At 39.0% G+C, this 18,860-nt stretch carries 13 protein-coding genes, 1 tRNA gene and 1 pseudogene; 8 read left to right on the forward strand and 7 right to left on the reverse strand.

Going from position 1 to position 18,860, the window contains the following annotated elements:
- Positions 1 to 26: 26 nt before the first annotated feature.
- Entirely contained in the window at positions 27 to 1,316 is a 1,290-nt protein-coding gene (gene gltA, locus HBL79_RS03355) for a citrate synthase (protein WP_035687220.1), read from the reverse strand.
- 343 nt (positions 1,317 to 1,659) lie between these two features.
- Here gltA and sucA point away from each other — a divergent pair, with 343 nt between their 5' ends.
- The 4 genes from sucA (at position 1,660) to sucD (ending at position 7,882) form a co-directional block, all read left to right on the forward strand.
- Positions 1,660 to 4,455, forward strand: coding sequence for a 2-oxoglutarate dehydrogenase E1 component (gene sucA / locus HBL79_RS03360; protein WP_035687217.1), 2,796 nt, complete (start codon positions 1,660 to 1,662; stop codon positions 4,453 to 4,455).
- Between the two features lie 79 nt (positions 4,456 to 4,534).
- Entirely contained in the window at positions 4,535 to 5,767 is a 1,233-nt protein-coding gene (odhB, locus tag HBL79_RS03365) for a 2-oxoglutarate dehydrogenase complex dihydrolipoyllysine-residue succinyltransferase (RefSeq protein WP_035687214.1), read from the forward strand.
- Between the two features lie 77 nt (positions 5,768 to 5,844).
- On the forward strand, positions 5,845 to 7,011 hold the full coding sequence (gene sucC / locus HBL79_RS03370; RefSeq protein WP_035687211.1) for an ADP-forming succinate--CoA ligase subunit beta: 1,167 nt from the start codon (positions 5,845 to 5,847) through the stop codon (positions 7,009 to 7,011).
- Position 7,012: 1 nt separating this feature from the next.
- On the forward strand, positions 7,013 to 7,882 hold the full coding sequence (sucD, locus tag HBL79_RS03375) for a succinate--CoA ligase subunit alpha (protein WP_035687208.1): 870 nt from the start codon (positions 7,013 to 7,015) through the stop codon (positions 7,880 to 7,882).
- 143 nt (positions 7,883 to 8,025) lie between these two features.
- On the opposite strand, the gene tilS is transcribed toward sucD, so the two are convergent.
- From tilS to pyk, 4 genes are all read right to left on the reverse strand, one after another.
- Positions 8,026 to 9,318 (reverse strand): tRNA lysidine(34) synthetase TilS, encoded by a 1,293-nt coding sequence (tilS, locus tag HBL79_RS03380; protein ID WP_035687206.1) that lies wholly within the window; start codon positions 9,316 to 9,318, stop codon positions 8,026 to 8,028.
- Between the two features lie 5 nt (positions 9,319 to 9,323).
- Positions 9,324 to 10,184, reverse strand: a complete 861-nt coding sequence (gene pdxY / locus HBL79_RS03385; RefSeq protein ID WP_035687204.1) for a pyridoxal kinase PdxY — start codon at positions 10,182 to 10,184, stop codon at positions 9,324 to 9,326.
- 155 nt (positions 10,185 to 10,339) lie between these two features.
- On the reverse strand, positions 10,340 to 11,002 hold the full coding sequence (locus HBL79_RS03390; protein ID WP_035687201.1) for an NAD(P)H-dependent oxidoreductase: 663 nt from the start codon (positions 11,000 to 11,002) through the stop codon (positions 10,340 to 10,342).
- Positions 11,003 to 11,160: 158 nt separating this feature from the next.
- Entirely contained in the window at positions 11,161 to 12,600 is a 1,440-nt protein-coding gene (gene pyk, locus HBL79_RS03395) for a pyruvate kinase (RefSeq protein ID WP_081637531.1), read from the reverse strand.
- 194 nt (positions 12,601 to 12,794) lie between these two features.
- Between pyk and HBL79_RS03400 the strand changes: the two genes are divergently transcribed.
- The 4 genes from HBL79_RS03400 (at position 12,795) to HBL79_RS03415 (ending at position 16,339) form a co-directional block, all read left to right on the forward strand.
- Positions 12,795 to 12,871, forward strand: a tRNA-Val gene (locus HBL79_RS03400).
- Between the two features lie 346 nt (positions 12,872 to 13,217).
- The gene (locus HBL79_RS03405; protein WP_035687197.1) at positions 13,218 to 13,883 is read left to right on the forward strand and encodes a helix-turn-helix transcriptional regulator; all 666 of its coding nucleotides are present in this window, start codon (positions 13,218 to 13,220) and stop codon (positions 13,881 to 13,883) included.
- A gap of 23 nt (positions 13,884 to 13,906) precedes the next feature.
- Positions 13,907 to 15,178, forward strand: a complete 1,272-nt coding sequence (locus HBL79_RS03410) for an SLC5/6 family protein (protein WP_046097364.1) — start codon at positions 13,907 to 13,909, stop codon at positions 15,176 to 15,178.
- A gap of 9 nt (positions 15,179 to 15,187) precedes the next feature.
- Entirely contained in the window at positions 15,188 to 16,339 is a 1,152-nt protein-coding gene (locus HBL79_RS03415) for an L-cysteine desulfidase family protein (RefSeq protein ID WP_046097365.1), read from the forward strand.
- A gap of 208 nt (positions 16,340 to 16,547) precedes the next feature.
- Here HBL79_RS03415 and HBL79_RS03420 read toward each other — a convergent pair.
- Positions 16,548 to 16,772: pseudogene (locus HBL79_RS03420) on the reverse strand (TonB-dependent siderophore receptor); the annotation flags it as partial.
- 76 nt (positions 16,773 to 16,848) lie between these two features.
- A complete protein-coding gene (locus HBL79_RS03425; RefSeq protein WP_046097366.1) occupies positions 16,849 to 18,855 on the reverse strand; it encodes a TonB-dependent siderophore receptor in 2,007 nt (668 codons plus the stop codon).
- Positions 18,856 to 18,860 lie beyond the last annotated feature (5 nt).

The following is an 18,860-nucleotide window of genomic DNA, read 5'->3' on the forward strand; positions in this document are numbered from 1 at the left end:
AAACACTAAGTATGTCATTGTAAATGTTATTTTTTACCTTCTAATGGTGAAAATGGGCGTTCAATATGACCAGTGTAGAGCTGTCGAGGGCGAACGATTTTCATATTTCCTGGTTTGAACATCTCTTTCCAATGTGCAATCCAACCAACAGTTCGAGCTAACGCAAAAATAACGGTAAACATTGATGTTGGAATTCCAATTGCTTTGAGAATAATGCCTGAATAGAAATCAACATTAGGATAAAGTTTATGTTCAATAAAATAAGGATCATTTAATGCGATACGTTCAAGCTCCATTGCTACATCAAAGAGGGGGTTTTTAATATTTAGCTCTTGTAATACTTCATGGCAAGTTTGACGCATTACTTTAGCTCTAGGATCGTAATTTTTATATACGCGATGTCCAAATCCCATTAAGCGGAATGGATCGTTTTTATCTTTAGCTCGAGCGATATATTCAGGAATACGCTCTATAGTGCCAATTTCTTCTAGCATATTGATACAGGCTTCATTAGCTCCACCATGAGCTGGTCCCCATAAAGAAGCAATACCTGCTGCAATACAAGCAAATGGATTTGCTCCTGATGAAGCTGCTGTACGTACTGTTGAGGTCGAGGCATTTTGTTCGTGGTCGGCGTGTAATATAAAAATACGATCCATAGCACGTTCTAATATAGGATTAACAATGTAAGGTTCGCAAGGTGTAGCGAACATCATATGTAAGAAATTTCCCGAATAAGAAAGGTGGTTCTGAGGGAACATAAAGGGTTGTCCAATAGAATACTTATAGCACATTGCCGCGAGGGTTGGCATTTTTGCTAGTAAACGAATGGCAGTAATTTCGCGATGTTCAATATTGTTAATATCTAATGAATCATGATAGAAAGCGGCTAAGGCACCGCTAACTCCGCACATAATTGCCATTGGGTGGGAATCCCGACGGAATCCATGGAAGAAACGAGAAATTTGTTCGTGAACGAGAGTGTGTTTACAAACTAATTTTCTAAAAGTTTGATATTCTTCAAGTGAAGGGCGTTCGCCAAATAGGAGTAAGTAGGCGACTTCTAAATAATCAGCATTTTGTGCTAGGTCGGCAATTGGATAGCCTCGATGAAGTAATATGCCATTGTCTCCATCAATATAGGTGATTTCCGAAACGCAGGATGCGGTAGATATAAAACCGGGGTCAAATGTAAAAAGTTTATGTTTGACGAGAGTTTGAACGTCAATGACATCATATCCAAGTGACCCTTTATATACAGGCAAATTGAGTTCACGACCATCACTTAGCATTAATGTAGCATTTGGTTTTGTCATAGTTTTTTCCTCTTTAAGTTAGAAAGTGAATGATGTTGTATTTGATAAATTATTTTATATGTTGTGTAAGCTTCAACTATAACTTGCTGTTGTGTTGTTGTCTTTAATCTTGGCAAAAAAAAATTGTTAAGGAAATGTTATTTTTCGAAAAATGAGAGATAGATCAAAAAATTAGAAAAATGTTAATGGGTTGTTAATTGAAATTGTTGCTTATCACTATAATTTGTTTTTAAATTATCTAAATAGAGCTGAGAGGGAAATCAGTGCGTGTTTATTAATAAATCCTATGTATAATTAATTCTTAATCCGTTGTAGGTTTTACCCATAAAATTAGGTGGTATGAATGAAACAAACAAGCCAAATTGGTGAATGGTTAGCTTCAAGTGCATTAAATGGTGCTAATCAATCTTATATTGAAGAGCTTTATGAGAATTATCTTCAAGATCCTCATTCTGTTGATGAAAGTTGGCAGCAGATTTTTGATAAATTGCCAAAACATACTATTGTTGAACAAGCTCATTCACCTGTTCGTCAATATCTTAAACGCTTAGCGAGAGACAACAATGCTGAAGGGGTCAGCGTTATTGATCCCAAAGTGAGTGCAAGATTAGTGAAAGTGTTGCAATGGGTAAACGCACATCGTAACCGTGGGCATTTACACGCGGATCTTGATCCTTTAAAAATTTGGCAGCGTATGGATGCTCCAACATTAGATTACAAATTTTATGGCTTTACAGATGAAGATCTTGACGAAGTGTTTGATGTTGGTGGTTATGTCTATAACAAAGAACAAATTAGCTTGCGTGAACTGACTTCATCATTAAAAAATACCTATTGTGGTACTATTGGCCTAGAGTTTATGCATGTCAATGATTTAGAGGCAAGAAAGTGGCTACAAAGTAAAGTAGAAAACTTATTGAATAAACCGCTATTTAATCGAGATGAACAACTTAAATTTCTTGAAGAGTTGACTGCTGCAGATGGTCTAGAACGCTATCTTGGTGCTAAATTTCCAGGTGCGAAACGCTTTTCTTTAGAAGGGAGTGATGCATTTATTTTACTGATGAAAGAAATTATTCGCCATAGTGGGCGTAATGGCATCAAAGAAATTGTTATGGGAATGGCACACCGTGGGCGTTTGAATTTATTGGTAAATGTTCTCGGGAAGAAAGCAGCAGAATTATTTGATGAATTTGCTGGAAAACATCAGGGAGATGGAACAGGAGATGTTAAATATCATCAGGGTTTTTCTTCTGATTTTATGACTGATGATGGTATTGTTCACCTTGTACTCGCGTTTAATCCTTCCCATTTAGAAATTGTGAATCCAGTTGTTCTTGGTTCCGTTAGAGCAAGGCAAACTCGTCTTAATGATATTGAACGATCGCAAGTTTTACCAATCACTGTTCATGGTGATTCTGCTGTTGCAGGGCAAGGCGTTGTTCAAGAAACCTTAAATATGTCGGCAACAAGAGGATATTCTGTTGGAGGGACGATCCGTATTGTAATTAATAACCAAATTGGTTTTACCACATCCAACCCACATGACACGCGTTCAACGGAATACAGTACAGATATTGCCAAAATAATCGAAGCACCAGTGATTCATGTCAATGGAGATGATCCAGAAGCCGTAGCCTATGCAGCAAGAATGGCAGTGGAGTTTAGAAATAAATTTAAACGAGACATTTTTATTGATTTAGTTTCTTATCGCCGTCATGGACATAATGAAGCGGATGAACCTTCAGTAACACAGCCATTAATGTATGAACGTATTAAACGCCATCCTACCCCACGCAAGGTTTACGCAGATCGCTTAATTGAATCAAATGTGATTGATGAAGCTTACAGTTTAGAATTGATGAATAATTATCGAGATGCACTTGATAATGGTGATTGTGTTGTACCTGAATGGCGTGAGAGAGATGTAGAAGCAGCGGATTGGATGAAGTTTCTGAGTAAAGAATGGAGCGATTATAATGGCAATTTTGATGAGCAGCGTTTTACAGATCTTGCACTTAAAGTATGTGAATACCCAGAAAATCATCTCCTTCATTCAAGAGTAAAAAAAATCTATGACGATCGCAGATTAATGGCGAAAGGTGAAAAGCTATTTGATTGGGGAATGGCTGAAACGATGGCTTATGCGACTTTATTAGATGAAGGTTATAACGTTCGGCTATCTGGAGAAGATGCAGGGCGTGGTACGTTTTTCCATCGTCATTCTGTCTTACATAACCAAAAAAATGGTACGGTTTATACACCACTGACACAGTTACATAACCAACAGGGACATTTTGAAGTATGGGATTCAGTGTTATCTGAAGAAGCTGTGTTGGCTTATGAGTACGGTTATGCGACGACAATGCCTAAAACGCTAACATTGTGGGAGGCCCAGTTTGGTGATTTTGCCAATGTAGCCCAAGTGGTCATTGATCAATTTATCAGTTCGGGAGAGCAAAAATGGGGCAGAATGTGTGGTTTAGTGATGTTGCTTCCACATGGTTATGAAGGGCAAGGACCTGAACATTCCTCCGCACGTTTAGAACGTTACTTACAACTTTGTGCCCAGCAAAATATGCAAGTATGTATTCCTTCTACGCCAGCACAAATTTATCATTTATTACGTCGTCAGATGTTGCGTAGAGTGCGTCGCCCATTAATCGTGATTACACCAAAATCCTTACTTCGTCACCCTCTTGCTATTTCAACTAAATCAGAATTAGTAAATGGAACCTATCAAAACGTGATTGGTGAAATTGACAACCTCGATCCAAAACAAGTGAGAAGAGTGGTTATGTGTTCAGGTAAAGTATATTATGATTTACTTGAGCAACGTCGTAAAAATAATCAAACTGATGTGGCGATTGTTCGAGTGGAACAGTTATATCCTTATCCACACGAAGAAATGAAAAATGCATTACTTCCTTATCAGCACGTTACGGATTATGTATGGTGCCAAGAAGAGCCACAAAATCAAGGGGCGTGGTATTGCAGTCAGCATAATTTTATCAGTTCGTTGCCTGAAAATGGAAAACTTCGTTATGTGGGAAGAGAGGCTTCAGCTTCACCAGCGGTGGGGTACTTGGCTTTGCATAATGAGCAACAACGTGCTTTAGTTACTGAAGCATTAGCATAATTTAAAGAAAGTGCGGTCAAAAATTGCCGCACATTTGAATGTAAATGACATAATTAAAACAAAAAATAAGGAATACAAAATGAGTGATTTCGAGATCTTAACACCCGTTCTCCCAGAATCTGTAGCAGATGCGACAGTTGCAACTTGGCATAAAAAGGTAGGAGATGAAGTAAAACGTGACGAAGTGTTAGTGGAAATAGAAACAGATAAAGTGGTATTAGAAGTACCCGCACAGGCAGATGGTGTGCTTGAAAGTATTTTCGAGAACGCAGGGGCCACTGTTGTGAGTAATCAAGTTCTAGGTAAAGTCACGGCATTAGCGGTTGCAGGAAGTACAACAAAAGAAAGTGTACAAAAAGTGGAACAAACTCCAGCAGATCGTTATTCAGCAAATTTATCTGTAGAAAACCCAAATAGTGATATTCTAACTCCTGCGGCACGTCGTCTATTAGCCGAAAATGATCTTACGGCAGAAGAAGTACAAGGAACAGGGGTAGGCGGGCGTATTACCCGTGAAGATATTCAGAGAACTATGGCACAAAAAGCAATTCAAACGCCTTCTACACCATCTCAGCCACAAAGTGTAGAAGATTCTGGATTGAACTTTTCGGGACGTACGGAAAAACGGGTACCGATGACTCGTCTGCGTAAACGGGTAGCAGAGCGTTTATTAGAAGCGAAAAATAATACAGCAATGCTCACAACATTTAACGAAGTTGATATGCAGCCCATTATGCAGTTGCGTAAAAAATATACTGAAAAGTTTGAGAAAATGCACGATACCCGCTTAGGTTTTATGTCTTTTTATGTGAAGGCCGTTGTTGAAGCTTTAAAACGTTATCCTGAGGTTAATGCTTCTATTGATGGTGATGACATTGTGTATCATAACTATTTTGACATTAGTATTGCAGTTTCTACACCTCGGGGCTTAGTCACCCCCGTGCTGCGTAACTGCGATAAATTGAGTATGGCAGATATCGAAAAACAAATTAAATTGCTGGCAGAAAAAGGGCGTGACGGTAAACTTACAGTGGAAGATCTTACTGGGGGAACTTTCACGATTACAAATGGCGGTGTATTTGGTTCATTGATGTCCACACCGATTATTAATCCGCCACAAAGTGCAATTTTAGGTATGCACGCGATTAAAGATCGCCCAGTGGCATTGAATGGTGAAGTAGTCATCCGTCCAATGATGTATTTGGCACTGTCTTATGATCATCGCTTAATTGATGGACGGGAAAGTGTGGGCTTTTTGGTTACGATTAAAGAAATGCTCGAAGATCCAACACGTTTATTACTAGAAGTTTAAGTCTAATATTAAGGCGATAGGGATTCTTATCGCCTTATTTGTATCAAAATAGGGATAAAAAGGGAGAACAAGAGAAGATGAATTTACACGAATACCAAGCAAAGCAACTTTTTGCTCAGTATGGTTTACCAATTAGTGAAGGCTATGTGTGCGAAAATGTAGAGCAAGCTTTTGAGGCAGTGAAAAAGCTAGGCGGTTCAAAGTGGGTGGTAAAGTGCCAAGTTCATGCCGGCGGACGGGGCAAAGCAGGCGGCGTAAAAGTGGTCAGCTCTGAAAAAGAAGTGCGGTCATTTTTTGATAAATTTTTAGGTAAACCTCTAGTTACTTTCCAAACAAATGCTAAAGGTCAGCCTGTTAATAAGATTTATCTTGAGCCTTGTATTTCAGTTAAAAAAGAGCTTTATCTAAGTGCTGTGATTGATCGTAGCTCACAGCATATTGTCTTTATGGTTTCTTCAGAAGGTGGGGTAAATATTGAAGAAGTGGCAGAAAAATCACCGCACTTACTGCACCGTGTTCGCCTTGATTTACTCGTGGGAGGAATGCCTTATCAAGGTAGAGAATTGGCCTTTAAGCTTGGTTTAAAAGGTAAACAAATTAAACAATTTAGTGAAATGTTTTGTCAGCTTAGTCGGTTATTTATTGAAAAAGATCTTGCCTTATTAGAGATTAATCCATTAGTTATTTTAGATAATGATGAACTGCATTGCCTTGATGCAAAAGTGGTAGTGGATAGTAACGCGTTATATCGTCATCCTGATTTGCTTGCAATGCGAGATTTGAGCCAAGAAGATCCCCGTGAAGCTGAAGCAGAAAAATGGAATCTAAATTATGTGGCATTAGATGGTAATATTGGCTGTATGGTAAATGGGGCAGGTCTAGCAATGGGAACGATGGATATTATTAAATTATACGGCGGACAGCCAGCCAACTTCCTTGATGTTGGTGGCGGTGCAACTAAAGAACGAGTTGCTGAGGCGTTTAAAATCATCTTAACTGATCCCGCTGTAAAGGCGATTTTAGTAAATATTTTTGGGGGGATTGTGCGTTGTGATTTGATTGCTGAAGGTATATTAGCCGCGAGTAAAGAGGTGGGAGTGAATGTGCCTGTTGTTGTTCGTTTAGAGGGAACGAATGCCGAACAAGGTAGAATGATGTTGGCTCAAAGTGATACCAATATTATTTCAGCACAAAGTTTACAGCAAGCAGCAATTGAAGTCGTTAAGGCAGCAAAGGGAGAATAAAATGTCAATTTTAGTCGATAAAGATACCAAAGTAATTTGTCAAGGTTTTACTGGAGGGCAAGGTACTTTTCATTCGGAACAAGCACTGGCTTATGGTACAAAATTAGTGGGAGGTGTGTCACCAGGTAAAGGAGGGACGACACATCTTGGATTACCAGTGTTTAATACTGTGCGAGAAGCCGTGCTACAAACAGAGGCAACAGCAACAATGATTTATGTTCCCGCTCCTTTTTGTAAGGATGCTATTTTTGAAGCTATTGATGCTGGGATATCGCTGATTGTTTGCATCACTGAGGGAATTCCAACGTTAGATATGCTACAAATCAAACAAAAACTTAACGAAACGGGTGTAGTGATGATTGGACCAAACTGCCCTGGTATTATTACGCCTGATGAATGTAAAATCGGCATAATGCCAGGAAATATTCATCAAAAAGGATATATCGGCATTGTATCTCGCTCAGGAACATTAACTTATGAGGCAGTAAAACAGACTACGGATGAAGGCTTTGGGCAATCCACCTGCGTCGGTATTGGTGGAGATCCAATTCCAGGTTCCAGCTTTATTGATATTCTTAAACGTTTCCAAGTGGATCCTGAAACACGAGCAATCGTAATGATAGGAGAAATTGGTGGTACGGCAGAAGAGGAGGCAGCATCTTTTATTCGTGATAATGTTACTAAACCTGTCATTGCGTATGTTGCTGGCATCACCGCACCTAAGGGTAAACGAATGGGGCACGCTGGAGCTATTATCAGCGGTGGAAAAGGCACAGCAGATGAAAAAATTCACGCATTACAACAAGCAGGGGTAGTGACAGTGAGTAGTTTAGCGGAGATAGGACTGGCATTGAAAAACGTGTTAAGTTAAGGCAATAAATTATTTTATAAAAAATGTAAGGGGAATCTATTTCCCCTTTTTTTTAAGTATGCTTATGAAATTATCGCGAATATTCTTTGCAATGTGAATAGTGCTGTTTTTGTGCTGTTATGTAATAGCTTTGTGAATGGCATTTAAGAAATAATAAAATTTTTGAAAAATCCCACCGCACTTTGAAAGGTTTCGCCATAAAAAATCAGTGGAATGCGGTTGCGTTGCCACACGGGGACATTATGGGCTTGCCAGCATTTTTTGATATCTTGGCTAATGCCATTTGGGTTTCTCACTTTGCCTGAATAGGCGAAGCGAATACTAATAGAGGCTTCAGGTTTAGGCAGGGGCTGAATGTAATCTTGCCACATTGCTTGCACGCCCGTTGGGGTTTCCGTTAAGCAAATTTGCCCTAACTTGTCGGGCAAAGTTATAGGTTGGTTGAGGGTTACGGGCAGGCTAAGCTGGCGGAGATCGGCAAAATGCTCGGTGAGATACAACCGATGTTGATAACGGCGGAGCATTTTATCACCAAGCTGAAATTGCGGATTGCGATCCACCTCGGCAAGAATCACGTCTTGAATGATTTGTGAGAGCTGTTTACTGCTAGGCATTGGCTGTTGCAAGGTTTCCAGCCATAAGCGGAGCAGGGCTTTTTGCTTCAGCATTGACCATTGGTGAAAATTCGTCAGGTCAAAAGTGCGGTCGTTTTTTCGACTATTTTTTTCTAGCTCTGCTTGGAGCAATTCCGCTAATAATTGCTGTTGTTCGGCACAATGGTTAGCACAGCGTTGCACTGCTTGATCGAAATACGCCCAGCGTTCACGCAGTTGGGGCAAAATTTGATTGCGTAAAAAATTGCGTTCGTACTGGTTATTTTGATTGCTTTCGTCTTCAATCCAATTTAGCTGATTTTCAATGGCATATTGATGAAGTTGCTGGCGAGAGAAGGGGAGCAGGGGGCGAAAAATCGTGAAATTAAACACCGCACTTTGCATTTTCATCGCTGATAATCCGCTGACACCGCTACCTCTTTTCAAGGCAAGAAAAAAGGTTTCCGTTTGATCTTGTTGGTGGTGGGCGGTAACCAACATTTCTTGCGGCAAAATATGGCGTTGAATGGCGTGATAACGGGCTTGGCGAGCAGCTGCTTCCACCCCCATTCCCCGTGAAAGTTGCACTTTTTCAATGATCAAGGGAATGGAAAATTGCTGGCAAAGCTGTTGGCAATGTGCAACCCAGTGATCCGCATTCGGGCTTAACCCGTGATGAATGTGGATCGCTCGCAGTTGTAAGTGCGGTTGTTTTTGGCGATATTTTTCCCATAATGCGAGCAGCACGGTAGAATCCAGCCCGCCACTTAAACTGATTAAAAACTGGCGTTGTTGCGGATCGAGCTGGGTAATTTGTTGCTCAAATTGGTCAAATAATGCCATAGTTATTATGCAATTTTCACCGCTTTATATTGGCTATTTGGGTGGAGAATTTGATCTCGTGCCGCCACAATTTGCAATTCATAAGCCTGCTGTTGCTGGGTTACGCTCATTACGTCATTAACTGCATTGGCAGTATGCTCAAAGGCATCAAGATCTGATTTGCCGTTGAGTAAATTCGCCATAAATAGCCCTGCGGTTAAATCGCCCACGCCCACAGGTTCTTTAGCAAATTGGTGCAGCGGACGGCTGATGTGCCAAATGCCTTGCTCATTGGCGAGGAGCATTTCAAACTGGCTCGGATCTTGCCCCACTTTGCTAAGATGTTTCACCAGCACTTTTTTCGGCCCTTTGGCTAAAATTGCTTTTACCGCTTCAATGGCTTGAGCAAAGTTTTCTACTGGCAAACCGCTCAGTTCACGCAGTTCCACCAAATTCGGCGTGATAATATCCGCTTTCGCCATAGCAAGGTTGGTGAGGTTTTCTTTCACGCCATCAGCCACGATGCAGCCTTTGTCTGGGTGTCCCATCACGGGATCGCATAAATAAACGGCGTTAGGGTTGCGAGATTTCACTTTTTGCACAGCGTGGATAATCTCTTCCACTTGCTCCGCTGAGCCAATGTAACCCGAAATTACCGCGTCGCATTTATGCAATTCTCCAATATTATCAATGCCTTGCACGATTTCACCGATTTGCTCTTTCGGCATCACCATACCCGTCCACTGCCCATATTGGGTATGGTTGGAAAATTGCACCGTGTTTAACGCCCAAACATCAATGCCGAGTAACTGCATTGGAAAAGTCGCAGATTTGTTGCCCGCATAGCCATAGACAACGTGAGATTGAATTGAAAGTAAACATTTCATTTAAGAATGCTCCTTAATCAGTTGGTACATAATTTCTAATACTACATTATATTTTGGCTATTTGTTGAGTAAAATCTATGGAGAGTAGCCAAAGTGGCTACAATGATCTTTACAGCTTATAGAAAACAAATTTGTAAAGTCAAAACTTTTATTATTTAATCAAGCCAAGTAACTAATTCTTTTAATGATTTTCTTGATTTGGGTTTAATATTTTTGGCTCGATATCCAAATGTAACGATTACTGACACACCCCACTCATTGGGATCAAAAGCTGCCGAGTCGGCTAAAATTTGATTAACAGCATCATAATTAAATCCTTCAATTGGGCAGCTATCAATACCAATGAGTGCCACCCCTGTCATCATATTTGCTAAAGCAATGTAAGTTTGTTTGCTGCACCAATCAAATAATGTACGTTCATTTTCGAGTATTTTCATATCATCTTGTTGGAACGTGCGATATTTCTCTTTAGCTTTAGTAATTTGTTCTGAACTTAAGCCTCGCTTTAGTAGTATGTTATGAAAATAATCTGAATCATAGCGAGCATTTTTCTTTGCTAAAATTGCTACAATATAGCTTGCATCATCAAGTTGCGTAGCCATTCCCCAACTTACGGGTTTTAATTTTTCACGCAATTCTGCATTTTGAATTACGATAAAATGCCAAGGCTCAGATCCAACCGAACTTGGTGATAAACGTGCAAGTTCGAGAATATAATCAAAGTCTTCACGGGACACTTTTTTATTCGGATCGTAGAAGCGCGTTGCGGCACGAAAATGAAATTTTTCTAATACTTGTTCTTTACTGATGAAATCCATTCTTAGTCCACCCAATAATGTTAAAATACCCTTATTATAGCAATATATAGAATAAACATAGAAAGGCTATATTTACCTAATTTGATTTGATCGCAGCTAAATAAAAAAGTTACTCACTTTTGATGAGTAACTTTCTTTTTTTAACTTAAAAATGTAGATTATTCAACGACTAATGTGCGACAAGTATTTGTTCCACCAGAAGTTAATAAATCTCCTTGTGTTAATAATACAAGATCACCAGTTACTAAGTAACCTTTATCTTTCAATAATTGAATTGCTGATTTTAATCCTTCGATGGTACGACTTTCTTGATCGAAATGTACTGGTATAACACCACGATATAAAGCACAAAGATTTAAGGTTTCTTGATGACGAGATAATGCAAAAATAGGTAATCCAGAACTAATACGAGACATTAGTTTGGCGGTATGCCCGCTATTTGTCATTGCAATAATTGCAGCGACCCCTTTCATATGATTAGCTGCAAACATCGCAGACATTGCGACAGCTTCTTCTATTGTGTCGAATGTACGGTCTGCACGATGGCGTGAAACATTTACGCTAGGCATTTTTTCGGCACCTAGGCATACTTTTGCCATTGCTGCTACCGTTTCAGAAGGATATTGACCAGCTGCAGTTTCTGCTGAAAGCATTACCGCATCTGTGCCATCTAATACTGCATTAGCAACATCCATTACTTCAGCACGTGTTGGCATTGGATTGCTAATCATTGATTCCATCATTTGCGTTGCTGTGATGACTACACGATTTAACTGGCGAGAACGGCGGATTAATTTTTTCTGTACGCCTACTAATTCAGGATCACCAATTTCAACCCCTAAGTCACCACGCGCCACCATAATAACATCAGAAGCAAGAATAATATCGTCCATTGCTTCATCCGTCGCGACGGCCTCAGCACGTTCAACTTTAGCGACTATTTTGGCTTTTAATCCCGCTTCTTCAGCAAGTTTGCGTGCGTAATGTAAGTCTTCGCCAGAACGAGGGAAAGAAACTGCTAAGTAATCTACGCCAATTCGTGCCGCAGTGATAATGTCTGCTTTATCTTTTTCAGTTAAAGCATCGGCAGATAAACCTCCACCTAGCTTATTAATCCCTTTATTATTTGAAAGTGGACCACCAACGGTAACTTCTGTGAATACTTTTGCACCTTCAGTAGATAAAACTTTTAACTGAACGCGACCGTCATCTAATAATAAAATATCGCCTGGAACAACATCTTGAGGCAAAGTTTTATAATCTAAACCTACTGATTCTTGGGTGCCTTCACCTTTTGGTAATTCTGCATCTAAAATAAATTTCTCACCGACATTTAAGAAAATTTTTCCATCCTTAAAGGTTGAAACACGGATTTTAGGCCCTTGTAGATCCCCTAAAATCGCCACAGTCTTTCCTAATTTTTGTGCAATTTCACGTACACGTTGAGCTCGACCAATATGATCTTCAGGGGTTCCGTGAGAGAAATTCATTCTTACTACATTTGCACCTGCTGCAATAATTTTTTCTAAATTATTACCACGATCAGTTGAAGGTCCCATAGTACATACGATTTTTGTTCGTCTAAGTCTTCTAGACATTATTTATCTCCATTATTCATAATATTCAATTAAAAAATTGTCCCACATTATATGCTTAAAATAGAAGAAAATCGAGATCGTTGATGATAAAAAATAAAACGCTATGGTTAATTTTATAGCGATTACTAGGCAAGTTTTATAAACTCTATTGTATTAGTTAATGGAATTAGATATACTCACAGGAAATAATATATGCGACTATAGCTCAGTTGGTTAGAGCACCACCTTGACATGGTGGGGGTCACTGGTTCGAGTCCAGCTAGTCGCACCAAACAGCCTATCTGAGCCTTTCGAAACCTCTCGGAAGGCTTTTTTAATGCCTGAAATATCAAGGTGTTAGCCTATTTTACCCCTCGCAACTCATCATAACCAATCGCCTCTAACCAAAGATTTTAGTAACAAGAGCCTACATTTTAACTTCTTACAATATTGCGATTAGAAGAAGGGAAATCTTTACACCACTGATCACTAATACTAATTTTTAATAAAAATAATCCAATCTTGCCGGTTTTTATCTTTCAAAGTTAAAAAAATGATACTTGGATCACAAATTTAGTTAAAATATTTTAACTTTTGTTTGAGTAAGTAGTAAACTATTTTTAACTAATGGAGGGGATATGTCGGTAGAGTTATCAAAGAAACTTTCAGTAGGAGATCAAAAAATTTTAGCATCGTATTTTCCTTTGGCAGATTTATTAGCCAGTTTATTGGGGGATTTTGCAGAGATTGTCATTCACGAACTGAGTGAGCTAAGCTGTTCGGTGGTTAAAATTGTGAATGGGTTTCATACTGAACGTAAGGTAGGCTCACCTATAACAGACAAGGCATTAAAAATTTTAAAGGCCTATCAGGCTAACCCAACACATATTGAGCAGAGCTATTTTTCCACAGCCGCTAATGGCAGTGTAATGAAATCAACCACCCATATTATCATTGGTGAACAAGGGCAGCCGATCGGTTTGATTTGTATTAATCTGAATTTATCTTTTCCTTTTCATTCTATTTTGCAGTCTTTTCAATTGCCTACGGGAAACCTTGTTAATAATGAAGTTTTCGGTGCGGATGTCGAACATTTGGTTGAGCAATCGTTACAAAAAGCAAGAATGCAACTTGAGCAACAGCATAATGTAACAACGAAAAATAAAACGAAATTATTAATTTCATTATTAAATGAAAGCGGTATTTTTGAGCTAAAAGAGGCAATTAATGTTACTGCAGAGAAATTAGGGATTACAAAACACGCAGTGTATAAACATTTGCGTGAATTAAAATCAAATGAATAATCATAAACGAAAGGAGACATATTATGGGTACGCCACTTTCTAAACAAGAAATGAAGCAAGCTATGAAATTTGATTCCACCGATTTCGGTTGGGTGATTATGAGCATTGGTATGGCGATTGGGGCAGGGATTGTGTTTTTACCTGTACAAGTTGGATTAATGGGAATGTGGGTGTTTTTGCTTTCCTCCATTATTGGTTATCCCGCGATGTATTTATTCCAACGGCTTTTTATTAATACCTTGGCAGAATCACCAAAATGCCAAGACTATCCCAGTGTGATCTCGGGCTATTTGGGTAAAAACTGGGGCGTGTTATTGGGGTTGCTTTATTTTGTGATGTTAATTATTTGGATGTTTGTTTATTCCACCGCGATCACTAATGACAGTGCTTCTTATTTACAGACCTTTGGGCTGACAGATGAGCTACTATCAAAAAATCCATTTTATGGTTTAATGATTATTTGTTTTTTAGTAGCGATTGCTTCACGCGGCGAGCAATTATTATTTAAACTGTCGAGTTTTATGGTGCTTACTAAACTTTTCGTGGTGATTGCACTAGGTTTTTCAATGATCGGTATGTGGCACTTGGCGAATATCGGAGCCTTGCCTGAAACAGGGCTATTAATTAAAAATGCCATTATTACCTTGCCTTTTACGCTTACTTCAATTTTATTTATTCAAACACTCAGTCCAATGGTGATTTCATACCGTTCCAGAGAACAAGATCCTGAAATTGCCCGTCGTAAAGCGTTGCGTGCGATGAATATTGCATTTTTGGTTTTATTTACCTCTGTGTTTTTCTATGCTGTTTCTTTTACTCTCGCAATGGGGAAAGAAGAAGCACTCAAAGCTTATGAACAAAATATTTCTGCATTAGCCATTGTGGCTCAATTTTTCCCTGGTTCCTGGGCAACTTATGTTGGAATGATTTTAAATATTTTTGCTGTAATGACCGCCTTTTTTGGCGTATATCTTGGTTTCCACGAAGCAACACAAGGTATTGTATTGAATATGCTACAGCGTTTTATGCCCGCTGAAAAAATTAATCATAAATGGGTTGCGAAAGGCATTATGTTGGCGGCGATTTTACTTGCTTGGGGAGCGATTGTATTGAATGCTCCAGTATTGAGTTTCACCTCAATCTGTAGCCCGATTTTTGGTTTAGTTGGTTGCCTTATTCCAGCTTATTTAGTGTACAAAGTGCCAATGTTGCATAAATATAAAGGAATAGGGCTTTACATCATTATTATTACTGGTATTTTATTGTGCCTTTCACCATTCTTAGCATTAATGTAGGAGCTTACGATGAACGAAAATTTACGAAATTTTGAAACCGCACTAATTGATATTGTTCAACAAGATGTGGTTCCTGCTTTAGGCTGTACAGAACCGATTTCGTTGGCGTTAGGTGGTGATGCCTCTGGGGGCTTAGAAGTGTTGAAGAAAATTACCCCAGAACAGGTTGAACAAGCGAAACAATTACTTCAGCAACATAAAGTAAAAGTAAGCATTAAGCAGACCGACCAAATTCTGTATGCCGAATCCACGATTTATGCGGGTGAAGATTGGGTGAGAGTGGTTATTCAAGGGCAACATACGAATATTATTCTGATTGAAAAAAATGGCGATGTGTTGTTTAAAGCGGAAGAAAGCCAAGCACAGCAGATCGATCCTTATGCAATGTTCAACCAATTAAAAGCCAAAGATATTTTTGATTTTGCTACACAAATTGAATTAGAAAAGATCAAATTTATCCTCCAAGCGGAAAAACTTAATGCGGCATTATCAGCGGAAGGGCTTCGCAATGATTACGGTTTACACATTGGGCGAACCTTACAAAAGCATATTGGCGATGGCTTAATGTCAGATGACTTGCTTTCCCGCATAATGATTAACACCACCGCCGCGTCCGATGCCAGAATGGGCGGAGCAACACTTCCCGCGATGAGTAATTCAGGATCGGGAAATCAGGGGATTACAGCGACAATGCCTGTGGTTGTGGTTGCCGATCACATTCAAGCTGATGAAGAGAAACGAATTAGAGCATTATTTTTATCGCATCTAATGGCGATTTTTATTCATAGCAAATTACCGAAACTTTCTGCCCTTTGTGCCGTAACAACGGCAGCGATGGGAAGTTGTGCGGGGATTTCTTACCTACTCACCAATAAATTTGATACGGCAGCAATGGCAATCAGCAGTATGATTGGTGATATTAGCGGAATGATTTGTGATGGTGCAGCGAATAGCTGTGCGATGAAAGTTTCAACCAGTGTGACTTCAGCCTATAAATCCGTGCTGATGGCAATGAACCAAACCGGTGTTACAGGAAATGAAGGCATAGTGGATCACTGTGTGGATCAAAGTATTGATAATTTATGTGCGATTGCTTGTAAAAGTATGCAACATACCGATGTGCAAATTATTGAAATAATGGCGAATAAGCCACAAGATTAAGTGAGCATTTTTCATTGCTTAGCCAGGATAAAAGTGCGGTCATTTTTTCACCGCACTTTTTTTGTGATTATGGTAGTTTCCTAAGTTCTAAATAAACTATGGCATCGAACAGAAGAACATACTAAGAATAGGGTAATGCAGTATTTTTTTGAATGAATTTGAAAAACCGCACGTTTCCGTGCGGATTTTTTATACATTGATAAACATTCTAGAATTTATAAGAAACCGAGGCATTAATATTACGCTCTGCACCGTAGTAGCAATAGTAATCGCAGCCTGCTAAATAACGGCGGTTGCCGACATTTTCCACATTCAGTTGCACGAACCAGCTTGGGGTAAATGGGTAGCGAGCCATTAAATCCACCACGGTGGCTGATGGGACGCTAGCCCCTGAATAAAGGGAACCGTTTTGGGTTACACTTTTACCAATGTAGAGTATGTTAGCACTGAGGGTTATTTAAGCGTACAAAAAAGGGCTGATAACTTTCAGCCCTTTTCAAGAGTAAGGCTTAGAATTTGTAAGTAACATTTGCCGTAATTTTACGCCCTTCACCCATATAACACCAATAAGCATCACAAGCACTGACGTATTTCTTATTGGCAAGATTAGAAATATTCGCTTGGATAGACCAATTCTGAGCAAAATCATATTTCGCCATCATATCGACCAATGTGTAAGGTGGAATTTTTTCTTCACTTACCCCATTAGTGCTTGTGCCAACATATCGAATTCCACTACCAATTTGTAAACCCGATAGTAAGGTATCAGTGAAGTGATAATTTAGATAAGCAGAATAAGTGTTACGAGGAATGATTGCCGTGCGAACAGCACTACCTTTATCTGTTATTGCTTTGATATGGGTATAAGATAAAAGTGCGGAAAGATTTTCTGCTAAATTTACATCAGCTTGCAGCTCAATTCCTTTGCTGGTTTGTTTTCCAGATTGAGTTTGGATTGCCACGCCATTAACCGTATTGCTCACTAACGCATTTTTTTCTTTCAAATTAAAATAGGCAATGGAAAATTTCCCATCAATAAAGGTAGGTAAATATTTTAATCCAAATTCGTGTTGTTGCCCCTCATAAGGTTTATACCTTACGAAAGTTCCATTTACGTTAGTGCTTGGAAGCGGTTTAAACGATTCAGAATAGTTATAATAGGGAGCTAAGCCGTTTTCTGCGACATACATAATACCTGCTGAATAGGTATTGTGTTTTACTTCATAGGATTCCCCCCTAGTGCTTTGATAATCACCTTTAGCAAAATCACGGCGAATACCTAAATTCACTAGCCATTTATTATCAAAACGAAAATGGTTTTGTAGGTAAATACCTAATTGTCGGTCTTTATTGGTATAAGGGGTTAATGCCGAAAATGGTGCTGTCGCCGTTGGATAGTTACCATAAAGATTTGTTAAAGGCACAACGCCATACCCATTTGCAGCCACATTTTTAGCATAAGAATAATCAAATCCAGCTACCAATGTATTTTTAATATTTTCATATTTCCACGTTTTGCTGAGATTGTTGTCTAAAGTATGAGTAAATGTTTTCCCGCGAGCAAGCATTGTGGATAAATTTTGGTAATCCCATCCTAAAGAGGCACTAAATTGATCTTTATTACTGTAAGCATAACGATAATTTGAGTTAAAAATCAGGTCATCGTTAAATTTATGTGTAAATTCATAACCGATGCTTAATTGATTGCGTCTTAGGTATTCATCAACATTTTCTGCAAAATTCGTTTTACTTGAAAAACCACCTTTTTTCATTATCTCATAGCTTGGGAAAAAACCAGATGATGGTACGCCATTATCGTGCTGAACGCTAGCTAGTAGCGTTAAATTTGTATTCTCTGTAATATCCCAAGAGAGGCTTGGTGCAAGGTAGTAAGTATTTAAATAACTTCCTTTAGGTTCACCATTATGGTGTAGGTAATCAGCAACAATTCGATAACGTAAATTATCACTAATTTGCCCTGTATAATCAGTGGCTAAACCTATTTGATGATGATCACCTGAAGTGAATTTTACTTCTCCCTGACCAACTTTATTTTTATGGGGACGTTTACTAATTAGATTGATTAATCCTCCTGTATTGGCTACCCCATAAGTTAATGAATCAGCACCTTTGACGATTTCGATATTTTCTAATCCATAAATATTCGGTTGCCAATGATAAAACCCAAAATCATACATCGTTGTTCCATCAAGGCGAATCGTTGGAGAAAATCCACGTATTTTAATCCAGTCATTGGTATCAATATCTCCACCAAAAGGCTGACTTAATACGCCTGCTTGATAACGACCAATTTCATCAACTTGCTGATAGCCTTTATCCGCTATCATCGTTTGGTCTAACACTTCCGTTGTTCTAGGCGATAAATAATCCACCTTGCCAGTTTTGGATACCGATCCAACAACATCAATTGCCTCCAACTCTTCCGCCCAAAGGTTTTGCGAGGCGAGTAAAAGTGCGGTGGATAAAAGGGATAATTTAAAAACAGCTTTTGGCATAAATA

It is taken from the genome of Avibacterium paragallinarum, from assembly GCF_011765605.1.
Taxonomy (GTDB): Bacteria; Pseudomonadota; Gammaproteobacteria; order Enterobacterales; family Pasteurellaceae; genus Avibacterium; species Avibacterium paragallinarum.